The sequence below is a fragment of the Micromonospora sp. RHAY321 genome, from assembly GCF_023896955.1.
In the GTDB taxonomy this organism is placed as follows: Bacteria; Actinomycetota; Actinomycetes; order Mycobacteriales; family Micromonosporaceae; genus Micromonospora.
Window position 1 is genome coordinate 133099 of sequence record NZ_JAMHIW010000001.1, and the last position, 14749, is coordinate 147847.

At 68.6% G+C, this 14749-nt stretch carries 15 protein-coding genes; 6 read left to right on the forward strand and 9 right to left on the reverse strand.

What is annotated here, in order from left to right; genetic code table 11:
* Window positions 1-759 precede the first annotated feature (759 nt).
* Window positions 760-1668, forward strand: a complete 909-nt coding sequence (locus tag M8C17_RS00720; RefSeq protein ID WP_252414157.1) for a helix-turn-helix domain-containing protein — start codon at window positions 760-762, stop codon at window positions 1666-1668.
* A 66-nt stretch (window positions 1669-1734) separates the two neighbouring features.
* On the forward strand, window positions 1735-2316 hold the full coding sequence (locus M8C17_RS00725; protein ID WP_252414158.1) for a dihydrofolate reductase family protein: 582 nt from the start codon (window positions 1735-1737) through the stop codon (window positions 2314-2316).
* A gap of 49 nt (window positions 2317-2365) precedes the next feature.
* Here the strand turns inward: M8C17_RS00725 and M8C17_RS00730 are convergent, their stop codons facing one another.
* From M8C17_RS00730 to M8C17_RS00745, 4 genes are all read right to left on the reverse strand, one after another.
* On the reverse strand, window positions 2366-3241 hold the full coding sequence (locus M8C17_RS00730) for an endonuclease/exonuclease/phosphatase family protein (protein ID WP_252414159.1): 876 nt from the start codon (window positions 3239-3241) through the stop codon (window positions 2366-2368).
* A gap of 91 nt (window positions 3242-3332) precedes the next feature.
* Entirely contained in the window at window positions 3333-3995 is a 663-nt protein-coding gene (locus tag M8C17_RS00735) for a GyrI-like domain-containing protein (RefSeq protein ID WP_252414160.1), read from the reverse strand.
* On the reverse strand, window positions 3979-4512 hold the full coding sequence (locus M8C17_RS00740; protein WP_252414161.1) for a PadR family transcriptional regulator: 534 nt from the start codon (window positions 4510-4512) through the stop codon (window positions 3979-3981). Before M8C17_RS00740 ends, M8C17_RS00735 begins: the two co-directional genes overlap by 17 nt.
* 68 nt (window positions 4513-4580) lie before the next feature.
* Window positions 4581-5522: a DMT family transporter gene (locus tag M8C17_RS00745; RefSeq protein WP_252414162.1), complete on the reverse strand. Its 942-nt coding sequence runs from the start codon at window positions 5520-5522 to the stop codon at window positions 4581-4583.
* 91 nt (window positions 5523-5613) lie between these two features.
* On the opposite strand from M8C17_RS00745, the gene M8C17_RS00750 reads away from it, so the two are divergent.
* The gene (locus M8C17_RS00750; protein WP_252414163.1) at window positions 5614-6510 is read left to right on the forward strand and encodes a LysR family transcriptional regulator; all 897 of its coding nucleotides are present in this window, start codon (window positions 5614-5616) and stop codon (window positions 6508-6510) included.
* Between the two features lie 114 nt (window positions 6511-6624).
* On the opposite strand, the gene M8C17_RS00755 is transcribed toward M8C17_RS00750, so the two are convergent.
* From M8C17_RS00755 to M8C17_RS00765, 3 genes are all read right to left on the reverse strand, one after another.
* Window positions 6625-8283, reverse strand: coding sequence for a thiamine pyrophosphate-binding protein (locus M8C17_RS00755; RefSeq protein WP_252414164.1), 1659 nt, complete (start codon window positions 8281-8283; stop codon window positions 6625-6627).
* Window positions 8284-8296: 13 nt separating this feature from the next.
* Window positions 8297-9058, reverse strand: coding sequence for a cyclase family protein (locus M8C17_RS00760; protein ID WP_252414165.1), 762 nt, complete (start codon window positions 9056-9058; stop codon window positions 8297-8299).
* Window positions 9059-9209: 151 nt separating this feature from the next.
* Window positions 9210-9554, reverse strand: coding sequence for a DUF1801 domain-containing protein (locus tag M8C17_RS00765; RefSeq protein ID WP_252414166.1), 345 nt, complete (start codon window positions 9552-9554; stop codon window positions 9210-9212).
* Window positions 9555-9765: 211 nt separating this feature from the next.
* Between M8C17_RS00765 and M8C17_RS00770 the strand changes: the two genes are divergently transcribed.
* The gene (locus M8C17_RS00770; protein WP_252414167.1) at window positions 9766-10230 is read left to right on the forward strand and encodes a MarR family winged helix-turn-helix transcriptional regulator; all 465 of its coding nucleotides are present in this window, start codon (window positions 9766-9768) and stop codon (window positions 10228-10230) included.
* Between the two features lie 156 nt (window positions 10231-10386).
* On the opposite strand, the gene M8C17_RS00775 is transcribed toward M8C17_RS00770, so the two are convergent.
* On the reverse strand, window positions 10387-11973 hold the full coding sequence (locus M8C17_RS00775; RefSeq protein WP_308209332.1) for an alpha/beta hydrolase fold domain-containing protein: 1587 nt from the start codon (window positions 11971-11973) through the stop codon (window positions 10387-10389).
* Window positions 11974-13232: 1259 nt separating this feature from the next.
* On the opposite strand from M8C17_RS00775, the gene M8C17_RS00780 reads away from it, so the two are divergent.
* Together M8C17_RS00780 and M8C17_RS00785 are read left to right on the forward strand one after the other, a co-directional pair.
* On the forward strand, window positions 13233-13478 hold the full coding sequence (locus M8C17_RS00780) for a GNAT family N-acetyltransferase (protein ID WP_252414169.1): 246 nt from the start codon (window positions 13233-13235) through the stop codon (window positions 13476-13478).
* 186 nt (window positions 13479-13664) lie between these two features.
* Complete coding sequence (locus M8C17_RS00785) at window positions 13665-14036, forward strand: helix-turn-helix transcriptional regulator (RefSeq protein ID WP_252414170.1); 372 nt, start codon at window positions 13665-13667, stop codon at window positions 14034-14036.
* 129 nt (window positions 14037-14165) lie between these two features.
* Here M8C17_RS00785 and M8C17_RS00790 read toward each other — a convergent pair whose 3' ends face one another.
* Complete coding sequence (locus M8C17_RS00790; protein ID WP_252414171.1) at window positions 14166-14735, reverse strand: hypothetical protein; 570 nt, start codon at window positions 14733-14735, stop codon at window positions 14166-14168.
* Between the last annotated feature and the right edge of the window lie 14 nt (window positions 14736-14749).

Consider the following 14749-nt stretch of genomic DNA (forward strand, 5'->3'; position numbering starts at 1 on the left):
GGTGCGGCCCGGCGCCCCGATAGACCGGCGCACCCGCGAATCCGGGGCCGCGACGGTCGCAGATCCGGCGGAGGGCGTGCGCGTCACCGGCTGTCTCACTCGGATCCGCGGCTTGGCCTGACACGGCCGCGCTCGAGTTACCGGCACCGGCTGGCGCCGCGTCCCGGTGCGGCCGGACGACAACGTACAGCGCGACGACGAACAGCACGGCCACCACACACGCCACCCACCACGTGGATCGACGGCGCACGGCCTGAACGGTTTCCGATCCCTCCACCGACGGATCAGCCGCTTCGCCGGTTACCCCACTGGCGCGGGCTCTGGACCGAGCCTCGGCCGCCGAGGTGCTGACCCTTTCCATACGGTTGAGGCGAGGCGACCTTGCCCTTCGCGCGTCGGGCAGCCCGATTTGCGTGAACGGCAGGCTGGTCGGTTTCGGCCACGGTTGAGGTGTCGGCATCCGCCGCGTGGGCGTCTTGGACGGGCTCGGGCTCCGGCATCGGTATCTCCCTGGATTCGTGGGGCGCCGTGTGGACCATCGACAGCCGACGGACTCGGACTGCTCGACGCTGGTGCGGGCACCTTGACGGTATCGCAACGTCGAGTCCGTCCGATCGACGGTTACGGTGACCACTTCGCTGACCTGACGCCGCGACGGCACGCCCAGCGCGTCCAGGACGGTGGACGGAGCGCTGCTCGTCGATGTCGGCCGGATGTGCGGCGACGAAGGTCGGCGGCCGGAGATGCCGCGCCGGCTCGATGCTGGCGGCAGCGCGGCTGGACCGTCCCGGCGCACGATGCCGGCGGGGCGTCGGCGATGCTGTGGGCGTGGAGTACGTGTCCAGAGCGCCGCGATCGCCGCTGGACGGGCTGATCGACGACCTTTACTACCTGGAGGGTGTGTCGCCGTACGCCCGGCTGACGCTGCCGGCAAGTCCGGCGGCGTTTCTCATCGTCAACCTCGGGGCGCCGTTCCGCATCCGTGCCGGCACCGACATCGAGACGGTCGAGTACGCCGACGGCTGCGTGGTCACCACGCCCACCCGCGCGTTGGAGTTCGGCTACCCACCCCGGACCCGGTCCGTCGGCGTGCACTTCAAGCCGTGGGGGCTGGCGCCGTTCCTGCCGATGCCCGCGGCCGAGCTGTGTGATCGGCCGGTGACGGTGGAGCAGGTTTGGGGTCGACCCGCCATCGCCGAGCTGCGAGACCGGCTGGCTACGGCCGAGGGACCTCACGAGATGCTGACGCTGCTCGAGGAGGAGCTAATGCGACGGCTAGGCGATGGGGCCGGCCTGGGGCTGGTCCGCCATACGAGCCGCATCATCGCTGCGACCAGCGGGGCGGTGGCTATCGACGACCTGAGGGTTTCAGCCGGTGTCAGCAGCACTCACCTGGCACAGCGGTTCAAGGAGCTCATCGGCGTCACGCCGAAGCGGTTGGCCCGCAGCTACCGCTTCGCCGCCACCGTGTTGTCGATCAACCCCGCCGAACCGATCGACTGGGCCGACCTCGCCAGTGGCGCAGGCTACTTCGATCAGGCCCATTTCGGCCACGAGTTCCGGGCATTCACCGGGCTCACACCGACACGATATGTCGAGGTCCGGCAGCGGTTCCTGCGCGAACATCCCGGCCACGTACTGGACAACTGGCCGCTGCCGACCGATTGATTTCGTACAAGAGCGACAGCCCACGAAACTCTAACCTGAGGGCATCCCCCAAGCAGAGGAGCGCCCATGGGCACAGTAGTCATGTACAGCTCGGTGTCGGTCGACGGCTTCATCGCGGACGAGAACGACCAGCCCGGACCGCTGTTCGACTGGTTGCTCAGCGGTGACGTGGCGTTGGACGAGAGCGGCGAGTTGAAGGTGTCACAAACGTCCTACGACTACACCCGGCCGTACTGGGACCAGATCGGGGCGACTGTCGTCGGCCGCCACGTCTTCGACATGACGGACGGCTGGGGCGGGAAGCCCCCGGGCGGGATCGACCACGTGGTCGTCGTGACGCACCGGCCGGAGCCAGAGGGCTGGGACCCCGAGGCGCCGTTTCACTTCGTCGACGGCGTCGAAGCAGCCGTGGCCAAGGCGCAGGAGCTTGCGGGTGACCGCATGGTCGAGGTCGCCGCCGGCGACGTCGGTGGCCAGGTGCTTGCCGCGGGCCTGGTCGACGAGGTGCGCATGGACGTCGCACCCGTGGTGTTCGGGTCCGGCAAGCGCTACTTCGGGTCGGTCCACGCACAGCACCTGTTGGAGGATCCTGACGTGGTGATTCAGGGCAACCGGGTGCTTCACCTGCGCTATCGGGTACGCCGTTGACCGATCTGAGCGGGTTCACCTCCACCGAAACCTTCCTTGTGCGAGCGCATCAGTTCTGGACGGAGAAGGTCGCGACGACACCGTTGTGGTCAGATCTGGTGCCACCGACGATGTCGTAGTCGGTCATCCACATCAGCTGGTACTCCGGCAGCCGCTTCCAAAAGTAGACGTAGTCGATGTGCCGGTTGCCGTGCGTTCCGGTGCCCTTCTCGCCGTAGAGGTTGTAGTTGGAGCGCAGGTTCGGCAGCTCGTTGGCCTCGAAGACCTGCCACGGGAACTTCGCGTACCCGTAGCTCCGGTCGGCGCTGAAGTCGACGTTGAGGTCACCGCTGACGATGACCTGGCCCTCGCCCTGCTTGTCGACCGCCAGGTCCTTGAGACCTTGGAACTGCGCCTCGGCGCACCTGGTGCGCGGCAGATCCTCCGGCCGGCCGGCGGTTTCGATGCTGGCCACCGCGTGGGCGTTGATGTGCGTCACGTTGCGGCCACTGGCCTTGTGTGAGTACTTGACCCAGTTGTTGTACCGGGCGGGCGGCACCTTGCCCGGTCCGTTGGTGTCACACACGAAGATCGAACCTTCATCGAGTACGTCGAACATGCTCTTCTTGGCAATCAGCGCCTCGCCAGCCTGGTTGATCCCGCCCGGCGCGTACAACCACCAGCCGTTGTCGGCGGCCCAGGTCTCCAGAAAAGCCTTGCGATTGCCGACCTCGTTGAGACCGACAAGGTCCGCCTTGGACGTGATCAGGTTCAGGTCGTGTACGAAGTCGGCCTGAGTGAGTCCGTTGTAGATGTTCAGCGTCGCCGCCTTGAAGGTCACCGTCGCCGCGACCGCCGGGGTAGCCGGCAGCAGGGCCGCCACCAGCGCGACCGCTGCCGAGAGTGCGCCCAAGGCCCGGGCTGACCAGTGCGTTGTCCTGCGCATCGACTTCCCTTCCTACGAACCGTCGTCTGCGGCGGCGACGCACACTATCGATTCGAGTCGACGCGGCACCGAACATCGGAGGAACAAAGGCTTATGAAACAGGGCCCGGATCCACACTCGCCGAGTCGATGGTGACTGGCTGCCTGAGGATGGTGCGTTGCTTGCCGGGTGCGACCCTGCGGAAGTCGCTGAGGTAGATCTCGTGGTGAGTTCCGGCCATGCGGAGCCGGTTGGCGGGGATGTACTGATGATGCAGTTGTGCGAGTACGTCGGACTCGTCGTCGAAGGAACCGACGTGCAGCGTCTGCACGCACCGCCCCTCGGACAGCGTCTGGAGGCGGACGTCGTCGAGGCGCACCGGTCGGTTCCTGGCACCGGCTTGCCCGACGGCGGTGGCGAACATGGACTGGCCGATCCAGTCGGGGACCATGAGCATCAGCGTCCAGTGCCACCGTGACTTGTGCCGTGCGGTGGTGAAGGACGCCATGTCCTCGGCCCACCACAGACCTTCCAGGGGCGGAACAACGTAGTCGCGCCCGAGGCCTCGCTTGCTGGCGAACTTCAGCTTGTACGCCGTCGGGTAGAGCGCTTCGATCGCCTCGGTGAAGGCGGGCGAGGTGTTGGGGTTGCCGTGACCGTCGATCATGAGGTACTGCATGTCGGGTACCTCGACTGTCCGGAACCGGCCCTGTTGTGCCTGGTAGGCGTCAAGCGTCTTCTTGAAGTCGATCTTGGCTTCAGTTTTGTTGGTCATGGGGCACCTGGACTCGGGAGACGAGCCACTGCCTTTCTGCGTCCATGAGGCTGAGGGAGTAGGAGAACACCTCGCGCGCCGCGCCCGGAAGGGGACCTTGCGCCTGCCGTGCCGCCTGGAGTGCGGCGATCCGGGCTTCGAGCTGCGCCAGCCGGGTCCGCAGCGCCTGCTCGTACTGCTGCGCCGTGAGCATGGCCAGGTTGGCGACGCCGACCAGCAGTGGCTGCGGGTGTGGACGTGCCTCGGCGATGAAGGCCAGCGCGTTCTGTGTCGCGACCCGGCGGCCCTCGGCGGTCGGATGGAAGATGCGGCGGGACTTGGCGGCGGCCGGAGCCTCCGGGACGTGGAGCAGACCGCGCTGCTCCAGCTTGGTGAGCAGGTAGTAGATCGAGGAGAACCCGATGTCGGTCCACTGTCGTATCCCCCGCTGCTCGATCACCTGCTCCAGGTCGTAACCGTGCTGCGGCCGTTCGATCACCAGGCCCAACACGGTCAGCTCAGCGGGAGTCAGCTCCACCACCGCATTCTAGCGCTAGAATAGTGGTTGATGCCGTACCTCCTGCTCCCTTTCCGCGAGGCAGCAGGTCAGGTTCTCGAGGGGACCTGCGCGGCCGGGGCTTCCGCCAGCGCTGGCACCGATGGCGGCCGTTCGGCTCGGCGCGTCAGACCGACCCCGACAAGCACGACCACCATCCCGGCCACGATCCGAGGGCTGAGTCCCTCGTCGAGCACGATGGCCCCGAGCGCCACCGAGACCACCGGGAGCAGATAGCCGACGGTCGCTGCGTTGGTGGCGCCTTCGGCGGCGATGATCCGGTAGGTGAGGTGGAAGGTGGCTCCGGTGGCGACGACGCCCAGGATCACGACGGCGATCAGCGTCTTCGGGCTGATCTCGATCGGCGTCAGACCACCGGCCGGCAGGGTCAGCGCGGTCAGGCCGGTCGCCGCGATGAGCTGTGCAGTGGACAGCGAGATGGTGGGGATGCCCCTGCCGACGAGGTTGTGGCCGATGTAGGCGAAGCCGACGGCGTAGCTGGCGGCCCCGACGACGATAGCGAAAGCGCCCCACCCGACCGGCCCGGTCATCTGCCACGGCGCAAAGATCATGACAACACCGGTGAAGCCCAGCAGGAGACCGCCCAGCCGGACCGGCCGGAGTCCACGCTCGGAGTGGCTCAGGACGCCGATCAGCACGGACCACAGCGGGGTCGTCGCGTTCAGTACGCCGGCCACCCCGGAGTCGATGGTCTGCTGGCCGATGCTGAACATGGCGAACGGCAGGGCGTTGCAGAAGAAGGCAGCCACAAGCAGGTGACCCCAGGTTCTCGCATCCCGGGGCAGTCGTCGACCTGAGCCCAGGCACGCGATCAGGAGAGCGGCCGACCCGAGTGCGCACCGGCTGATGGTGACCTGGACCGGCGTCAAGGCGTCCAGGGCCAGCTCGATCCAGAGGAAGGTTGATCCCCACAGCAGGGCGAGCACGCCCACCCGCATCCATGCCCATGTCCTGTGCACGGCACCAGTCATCCTGATCTCCTTGATCCGTCCGCATGAACAGTGCCGTGCCCAACTGCATAGCAAAAGCGAAAGTTTCTGTACGAGAGTTAAGCTCTGCTACATGCTCGATGTGAGACGCATGCAGGTACTGCGCGCGGTGGTCACCAGCGGGTCGGTGACGGCGGCAGCGGCGCACCTCGGGTACACCCCCTCCGCGGTGAGCCAGCAGGTGGCGGCGCTGGAGAAGGAGGCCGGGATCGCGCTGCTCGAACGAGTCGGCCGGGGTGTGCAGCCCACGGCTGCGGGCCGACTGCTCACCAGGCACGCGGCCGTCATCAGCCAGCATGTCGCCGAGGCCGAGACAGCGCTGGCCGACCTACGCATGGGACGTACGGGCCGGCTGAGGATCGGCTACTTCGCCTCCGTCGGCCCGAACCTGCTGGCGCCCGCCGTCGCCCGACTCCGGCGCGAGCACCCCGGCGTGCTGATCGATCCCAAGCTGACCGATCCGGATGATCCCCTGTCCGAGGTGGAGCAGGGCAACGCCGACCTGGCCATCGTGGTCCGCCGACCCGGCGACGAGAGCCACCAGGGCATCCGCGTCCGCCTGGTGCACCTGCTCGGTGATCCCTACCAGGCCTTGCTGCCCACCGGGCATCCGCTCGCCGCGCAGGAGGTGATCGACCTGGCTGACCTCGCCGGCGAACCCTGGGTCGGCAGCGAGCCGCCTGGCCCCTGTCTGGAGCCCATCATCGACGCCTGTGCCGCCGCGGGCTTCAGCCCGGACTTCGTCGCGAAGTCGGAGGACTACGCCACGGCACAGGCATTCGTCGCGGCCGGCCTCGGAGTTGGCCTCATCCCCCGCCTCGGACTGGGCACCCAGCACCCTGGCGTCCTCATCCGCCAGGTTCGCCGCCCAGAGCCGATCAGGACGATCTACGCCGCGGTTCGGGAGACCTTACTGGGCCAGCCCGCACCGCGCGCGCTGATCGACGCCCTCATCGACGCCGCGAGCTAGCGATCCTCGCGCCTGACACCACCAGCGTCCAGCACGCGCCGGTCCGGATCAACGACGACCTCGTACACGTACCGTTAAGCCGCAGTTGACAATGGAACCCGGCACAGCGAGGACTCAGTGGCCCCGGAACGCCTCCTCCAGCCACCATGAGCCGCGCGCTGCGCAGACCTTGGCGTCGACCACCAGCGGCCGGGTACGGGGGCCAGCGAGCCAGCGGCGTACCGGCCCGAGATCGTCGAAGGTCCGGACGGTCAACCCGTCGCAGCCGTAACCACGGGCGATCGCGGCCAGATCGGTGTCGGGGAAGGTGACCGTCTCCAACGGGTACCCGTCCGGGCCGAAGTGGTGCACCTCGGCGCCGTACGCGGCGTCGTCGTAGATCACCACGAGCAGGGGTAGCGCCAGCCGGACGGCGGTGACCAGTTCGGCCGCGGACATGACGAAGCCGCCGTCGCCGACCGCGGCGACGGTGAGCCGGTCCGGCCGGGCGACCGCCGCGCCGAGCGCACTGGCCAGGCCGAGCCCGACCGACTGGAACGCCTGGGTGAAGCAGAATCCGGCCACGTCCGGCACGTCGAGCCACATGGACGGGTAGCCCATGAAGTTGCCGGAGTCCACCACCACCGTCCGGTCGGGCGGCAGCAGGTCGTCCAGGGCGGCCGAGAGGGTCCTCGGGTCGATCGTCGCCGGGGCGCCGGCCCGCGCCGGCATGCCCTCGTCCCGGTACGGGACCGTCCGCCACCGGCCGTGATCGCGAATCCGTTGTGCCAGCTCCGGCGTACGCCAGCCGCCGGTCCCGGCGTCCACGGCCCCCGTGGAGCCGGCGCCCAGCCGACCGAGCACCGCCTCGGCGACCGCCGCCACCTCGCCGGCCACCGTCAGGTCAACCGGGCGGTTCACCCCGAACGCGGCCCGGTCCTGGTCGACCTGGACGACGACGGCGGAAGGCGGGATCAGTTCGCCGTGCCGGGTGGTCCACATGTTCAGCGTGCTGCCCCATGCGACGACCAGGTCCGCCGTGCCGATCAGCTCGGCGGCGAGCGGGGTGGCGAAGCCGCCGGCCACGTCGATGTTCCACGGGTTCCCGGCGAACAGTCCCTTCGCCGCGGCCGAGACCGCGAGCAGCGCGCCGCACGCGTCGGCGAGCCGGGTCAGCGGTTCCCGGGCCGCCCGGGCGCCCCGACCCGCGATGAAGACCGGTCGACGTGCGGCCTGGAGCGCGGCCAGCAACGGCTCGACCTGCGGGGCGGTGGCCGGGGTCGGCGCGACCGCGGGGACCGGGCCGGACCACGGTTCGGTCACGGTGTGCTGCACCTCCAACGGGAGGCCCAGCACCACCGTCGCGCCCCGGGCGGCGGCCCGATACGCCGCGCCCGCGTCCTCGGCCGCGTGCGCCGCGCGTACCCGGTGGAAGTCGGCCCCGACCGAGGTGGCGAGCGCCGGCAGGTCGATGAAGAAGTTCGACCGCGGCGCGGTCGCCTCCGGGGCCAGGACCACCATCGGGGTACGGCTCTTCGCCGCCTCGGTGAGGCCGGTCAGCGCGTTGGTGACACCCGGCCCCTGGTGCACCGAGAGCAGGCCCACCGTCCCGGAGGTGCGGGCGTACCCGTCGGCCATGCTCGCCGCGCCGCCCTCGTGGGCTGCCGCCACGAACCGGGCGCCGGCCGCCACAAGCGCGTTCGTGACATGGAAGTTGCCGCTGCCGACCACCCCGAAGACGTACCGTGCGCCGTGTCCGTACAGAACCCGCCCGACCACCTCGGCTACCCGCATCGAGGGCCCGGTCCTACCGTTCGACCAGTGCGAGGACCCGGCACGGGCTGCCGGACCCGGAGACGATCGGCAGCGGTCCGGCGATCACCACCGCGCCGGTGGCCGGCAACTGCGCCAGGTTCCGTAGCTGGGTCAGGCCGTACTTGTCCTGGCCGAGCAGGAACGAGTGGCACGGAAACGGCGGGTCGAACGAATGCGCAGCCCCCGCGTCGGTCCCGACCGTCTCCACCCCGACGCCCTGGATCGGCGACTCCTCGGCCAGCCAGCGGGCGCACTCCACGGAGATCCCCGGGGTACGCCCGGAGTTCGCGTACCGCTCAGGGTCGTCGCCGTACGCGTCCCAGCCGGTGCGATAGAGCAGCCAGCCACCGGTGGGCAGGGCGCCATGTTCCGCCTCCCACGCCTTGATGTGCTCGACCTCGAGCAGAAAGTCAGGGTCGTCGGCGGCGTCGGCGGCGTGGTCGATCACCACCGCCGGGGCGATCAACTGGCTCACCGGGACCTGCGACACGTCCGCGCCCTGTTGACCGGTGACCCAGTGCACCGGGGCGTCGAAGTGGGTGCCGGTGTGCTCGCCGGTGGAGAAGTTGTTCCAGTACCAGGCCGGACCGCGGTCGTCGTACCGGCTGATCTCGCTGAGCTGGAACGGCCAGGTCTGGCCGAACTGCTCGGGCAGACCCAGGATCGGGGTCTGGTCCGAGAGCGGAGCGGTGAGGTCGACAACCTGGATCCGGCCGCTGGAAAGAGCGGCGACAAACTCCTGCAGCACCGTCATGCGGCGACGGTACACCGCGTTCACGCTCCACGATGGACCCAGCACGGGGCGTGTCAGCGGCGCCCTTGGGGTGAAGGTGCCGGACACGGACGGCCGCCGCCTGGGCTTCGCGGTGCGAGGACAAGACCCTGCCCGGCAGACACGCTGGCGGCTACAGGGCAGTCGCGGTCTTCTCCAGGATGCTGGCAAGTGCGCCGTAGTCGACGGTTTGCCCGTCCCGGATGTCAACGGCCTTGCGCTCACCGTTGCCCAACGCCCGAAGGAACCCCTTGACCTCCGGAACGTCCGTTGCGTTGAACACCATGAACGAGACCTTGTCCTTGGCTACCGCGATGACGGCCGCGTAGTGCCCGTTCTTGAGGTAGTGCGGCTTGCCGTACTGGAGCCGCTCCTCGACATCTGGAATGGTCTGGCCGACCATCGCGCGCAATTTCTCACACACATCGATCTGCCACGGCTGCGCCTTGTTGATGTACTGGGTGACGTCGTCACTCATGGTCTTCGCCTCCATCATCACTGCCACATTCGGGTCGGACACGCAGGACGGCCTGCTCGGCGCTGGCCGACCTGCACCTTTCGACCGCGGGGCGGGTGCTCATAGCGTGCGTCTCCTTGTTTGCCCCTGCGGCGAGGTGAGGATCAACTGAGAACACGGTATAGTCACGGTTCTTGATAGTCAAGACCGATTACTAACCGAAGGGGTTCTGATGACCGCCACCGCGCCGAAGCCGGACCTGGGGGCTTTGACCGGGCAGCTGATGCGAGCATTGCAGGAGGAATTGTTCGAGACCCTCGGCGAGCAGGGGCATCCGGATGTTCGGCCGCGGCACGGTTCGGTCCTGGCGTTCCTTGAGCCCGAAGGAGTGCGTTCGACCGATCTGTCGGCCCGCTCTGGCCAGCACAAGCAGGTCATCGGCACGATCGTCGACGAGCTCGTCAGCCTCGGCTATGTCCGCCGGGAGCCCGACCCCGCTGACCGTCGCGCCAAGCTCATCGTCCCCACCGAACACGGTCTCGACGAGATCGCCAAAGCACGAGCCATCCTGGCCACCATTGAACAGCGCCTCGAACACACCCTCGGCGAGCAGCGCTTCGCCACCTTCCGGGAGGCGTTCCAAGAGGTTACTCACCTTCAGCGAGGCTGGCGGCAAACCGGCAACCGACCGGCCTGAGCGACGAGCACCCCCTCAACGTCCACCCCGCTCAAGCTTGCCGCATGCTCCTGGTGGCTTACCTGAACTGGGCCTTCCAGCACGACAACCAGCCGCCCAAACGGTCGGCGGCCCGTGTCGACCCGCAGCGCGGTGGTCGCCACCTGGGCCGATGGCTCAGGCGGGACGCACGGTTCGGTCCGCTGCCGCAGGCTGCGCAAAGCGCTGGGTGAGATGCTCGGCGGCGGCCTGCTGGGCGTGCGCCGCCCTGTCAAGGACTGCGGCGGCGCCAAAGAACTCGTGCATCATCCCGTCGTAGTGGGCCAGCCCGGTGTCCACGCCGGCGGCCTGCAGGTGGCGGGCGAACTCCTGGCCCTGGCTTCGCAGCACGTCACGCTCGTCGGTGATGACCAGCGTCGGTGGCATGCTCCGCAGCTGCGCGGCGTCGAGGGAGAGCAGGTCGACGCGGGGATCCTGGGCGCCCTCGGGCACACCGGCGAAGGCGTGCATCGCCATCCAGGACAGCAGCGGCCGGTTCAGCGGGCGGGCATCGGCTGCGTCGGTCATCGAGTCGCCGAACTGCTGCGCGGTGGCCAGTGGGTAGACCAGGACCTGGGCTGCCGGGCCTGGCTCGCCGGCCTGTGCCAGCTGTAGGCAGGTGGCAGCGGCCATCGTCGCGCCGACCGACTCGCCACCGATGGCGACACGTGTGGGATCGCCTCCGAACTCCGACGCGTTCTCGCGCAGCCAGCGCCAACACGCGAGGACGTCGTCGTGAGCTGCCGGGAAGGGATGCTCGGGAGCGCGACGGTATTCGGGTGACACAACGATGGCACCAGTGCGGTTGACCAGGCCTCGGCAGGACGCATCGTAGGTGTCCACGTCGTAGAGCACCCAGCCGCCGCCGTGGATCCACATCACCACCGGCGCGGCACCGGCTTTGGCCTCCCGGGGGTGGTAGATGCGTAGGTTGATGCGGCCACCGTCTGCGATCGGCACCTCCAGCTCCTCCACCGCTCCGACCGGTTCCGGTTCGGTGGACCGGCCGTCCTCGGTCAAGATCCGGTGGACGGCGTCGACGAGTGTGGGTTGCTGGCGGGCCTGCTCCGGGGTGAGGATCTCCGGTGGCAGCGGGCGCAGCGCGGCGAAGGCGTCCAGTAGCCGCTGGGCCTGCGGGTCGAGCAGACCCGAGGCATCGGTGGCGAGCCGCCGGTCGCGGCCCGAAACCCTGTCCCGCCCCTTGTCGAGCAGGACAGCGGCGGGGTCGGCGAGTTTGTGTCCGGTGCCGCTGGACGGGGCGTTGGGGTGTGCTCGAGTCGGTGCGGCCCGCTTCGCCGCCAGGAACTCCCCGCCGAGGCGGGCCATGACCTGGGCCCCCACCGCGCGGCGGAACTCCGGCAGAAACTCGCCCTCCTCCTCCGCTACATGCTCGCGGATGTCGGCCATCAACGTCGTCAGCGCGCGCTCGAACTCTCCGCTGCCCGGCTCTGCCCGATCCAGGACGATCAACTGCTCCTTGGCCGCGTGGTGCTCGTCGCGGGCATGTCGCGCGTCATCGGCCTCACCCGCATCCGCCATCTGCGGATACAGGGTCCGCTCCTCGGCGTCGGCGTGCAGCGCCAGGTTGAAGCCGACCTGGTCGGCCAACGTCCGGCGGTCACCCCGCCCGGCCTCCAAGTGCTCGAACAACCGTGACACCACCGCATGATCATCAGCGATCAGGTGGTCGATGTCCCCCGGCTGCGTCTCGTATGAAAGTCCCACTGTCCGTACCCCCGTATCGGCGAGTCGGACATTACCGCTGCTTCCCGGCTAGATCGGGGTCATTCGGCAAGAGAGCCCTCGCCGACGTCGACCGCGACTGCCGGAACCGGCCGCGCCGGCAAGCCCTCAGGCGTCGCGCCTCCGCGCCCGCTTGAGGGCGGCCTCCGACGGTCGCCGCGAGCCACGAGAGCTATGACAAATCGCGCACGCCAGGGAGGCGGGCTGCTCTACCGCCCCTGGGGCCGGCCCTGGGTGGCTCCTTCGGGGCGGCTGGCATCGCCGACACGACCGGCCTGGCCGACATCACCTGTCGCCCCAGTTTCGCTGCGCCCGGCGGCTTTGCGGCGCCGTACCGCCGCGGCTCCGACCGCTCCCGCCGCGAACAGAGCCGCCATCAGTGGCCATGGAGCGCGACGACGAGCCACAGCTTGTTGCTTCCCTGGTGTACGCCGACGAGCCGCGGCCTGTCGAGCCTTCAGGAACCTCTGCGCTCTCATTTCCTCATTGTCAGCACCGGGGCCGGCCGAGGTGGCGAAATCGGCGAGCCGCCCAGTCTCATCCTGCCAACACGACCACGATGATGGCGAGGCACCCGATCAGCAAGGTGATTCCGCCGAACACGACGAACGGCCACCACGCGCGTGCAGCCTGCCGTTGCTGCGGAAGGGGCTGAGTCGGCAGGTTCCAGCCCGGAGGTGCAGCAGAGCCGCTGTGGCGGCCTGGCCAGCGTGGCGGTGGGGTCCGAGGGGCCGACTTAGCCATGTTCGGGTTGCCTCCGACGGGCGTCATGGTGCGCTGAAGGGGCAGACGGCTGCGCGTTCACGAGGCCGCCCACCCGACCTTCCACCCAAAAGGCGTTGCTCGTTCATGGTGCGTTACAGCGTCCGCGATGCAAGAAGGTCCGCCCTCCATTCGCCGGGACGGCCGATCGCCGCGTCGTCGCTGCCCGAGGTGCCACCTTGTTGCCGGCGACGTGCGACCAAGACCCAAGCCCGGCCGCATCAGCCACCTCCCGCTCAGACCGTGGCGTGCAATCATACCCGGAGGGGGTATGCTGGCGCGGCTGGTGAGCTTCTACGGCTCTGTCACATGCGAGGAACCCGTGACCTACCTTCTACGAGCAGAAACGCCCTCCGTTGAGGTATCGACATCTGCGGGTCGCCGCCGGGCTCAGTCCGAAGTCCGTCGACGCGGCCGTGAATGGCCTGGCCGGGACCTGGCACTCTGTCGTCGTATACGACGACGACCATCCGGTGGGGATGGGCCGGATCATCGGCGACGGTGGCACGGCGTTCCAGATCGTTGACATGTGCGTTCTGCCCGAGCATCAGGGACTGGGACTTGGCAAGAGGATCATGGATGCCCTGATGCAGCGGCTCGTTGATCGGGCACCTCGGACCGCCTACGTCTCACTCATAGCAGACGGCAAGGCGCGCTACCTCTATGCGCAGTACGGCTACGCGGAGACCGCGCCGGAGTCGGTGGGCATGGCTCGCCAACTCTGACGACGTTGCGTGCATCCCGCCGCACCGCCAATCGTCATCGCGAAAAACTCACCATCATCGCCGTCCTGGTCGCCTCATTGGCACTCTGCCACTCGGCGTCGCCGGACCCCCTCGCGACCCGGTCCCGCGATCGCTATCGGCGTACTCGTCCGGTTCCACCGGCCTATCGATGGAGTTGGTGCAACGATGGAGGGCGTGACACCTGCGAAAACTGCTGTGCCTGCGATCTCGCCGCTTGCTGGCGAGCCGATCAAGCGCGCTGATGCCGAGCGGCTCGCGAGAGTGCTGAAGGCGTTCGCCGACCCGGCCCGACTGCGACTGCTCAGTCTGATCCAGTCCACTCCGGAGGGCGAAGCGTCGGTCAGCGACCTCACCGCGCCACTCGGTCTCTCCCAGCCGACCGTGAGTCATCACCTTCGGATCCTCACCGAGGCTGGCCTGCTCGAGCGCGAGAAGCGCGGGGTCTGGGCGTACTACCGCCTGGTGCCTTCCGCGATCACGGCAATAGCCGACCTGTTGACGCCACCCCGCAAGCGGGCGACGAAGAGGGCCCGCTGATCGGCCCGATGACACCCTGTTTCCGGGCGGCTGACGCAAGGCGTCTCGTCTTCAGGATGCGTGCCGCCTTCTCCTGAGAGGCGCCCCGGCCAGGGAAGGCACCGACAGTCGCCGCCCGACGAGGTAACGTCACGCGGGCTGGAGGTTGTGTTCGCGGTCGGTGAACAAGTCCACGTCACGGGGCCCCAGCTTGGCGACACGGCGCGCATGCAGGGCGAGCTGTCCCCGTGCTTCGCCCAGGCGGCGGCTGGCGACCAGCATCTCATCGGTGGCGTCGAACGCCTCCTGGCCGCTGGACTTCATGGCAGCGTCCATCACCCCGTTGAACGCGGTCATGAGCCCGTTGGCCAGGGCAATGCCGTCCTGGTCACCGCTGGTCCAAATCTCCGACCAGGCGGCCTCCACCGTGGCCATGTCCCTGGCCAACCAGTCGTGAAGCACCATCGGATCCAAAGGCTTGTGCCCACCAAGCAGCTGGTTACCCACCTCCCGCAGGCCCGAGCGCCAGTACTTGGTCTGCCGCAGCGCCTCGGCCTTGTGCGCGAGGCGCAGAGCGCCAGACAGCATGAGGATGTACGCCCGCTGAAGGTCAGCCTGCTCCCGGTGTCGCCGCCTCAACCGACTCTGCACCATGACCACGAACAGCGATGCGAAGGCGGTGATCGCGGAGCCGAGCAGGGCGGCGATGGTGGGATTCACGCCGACATGATGCC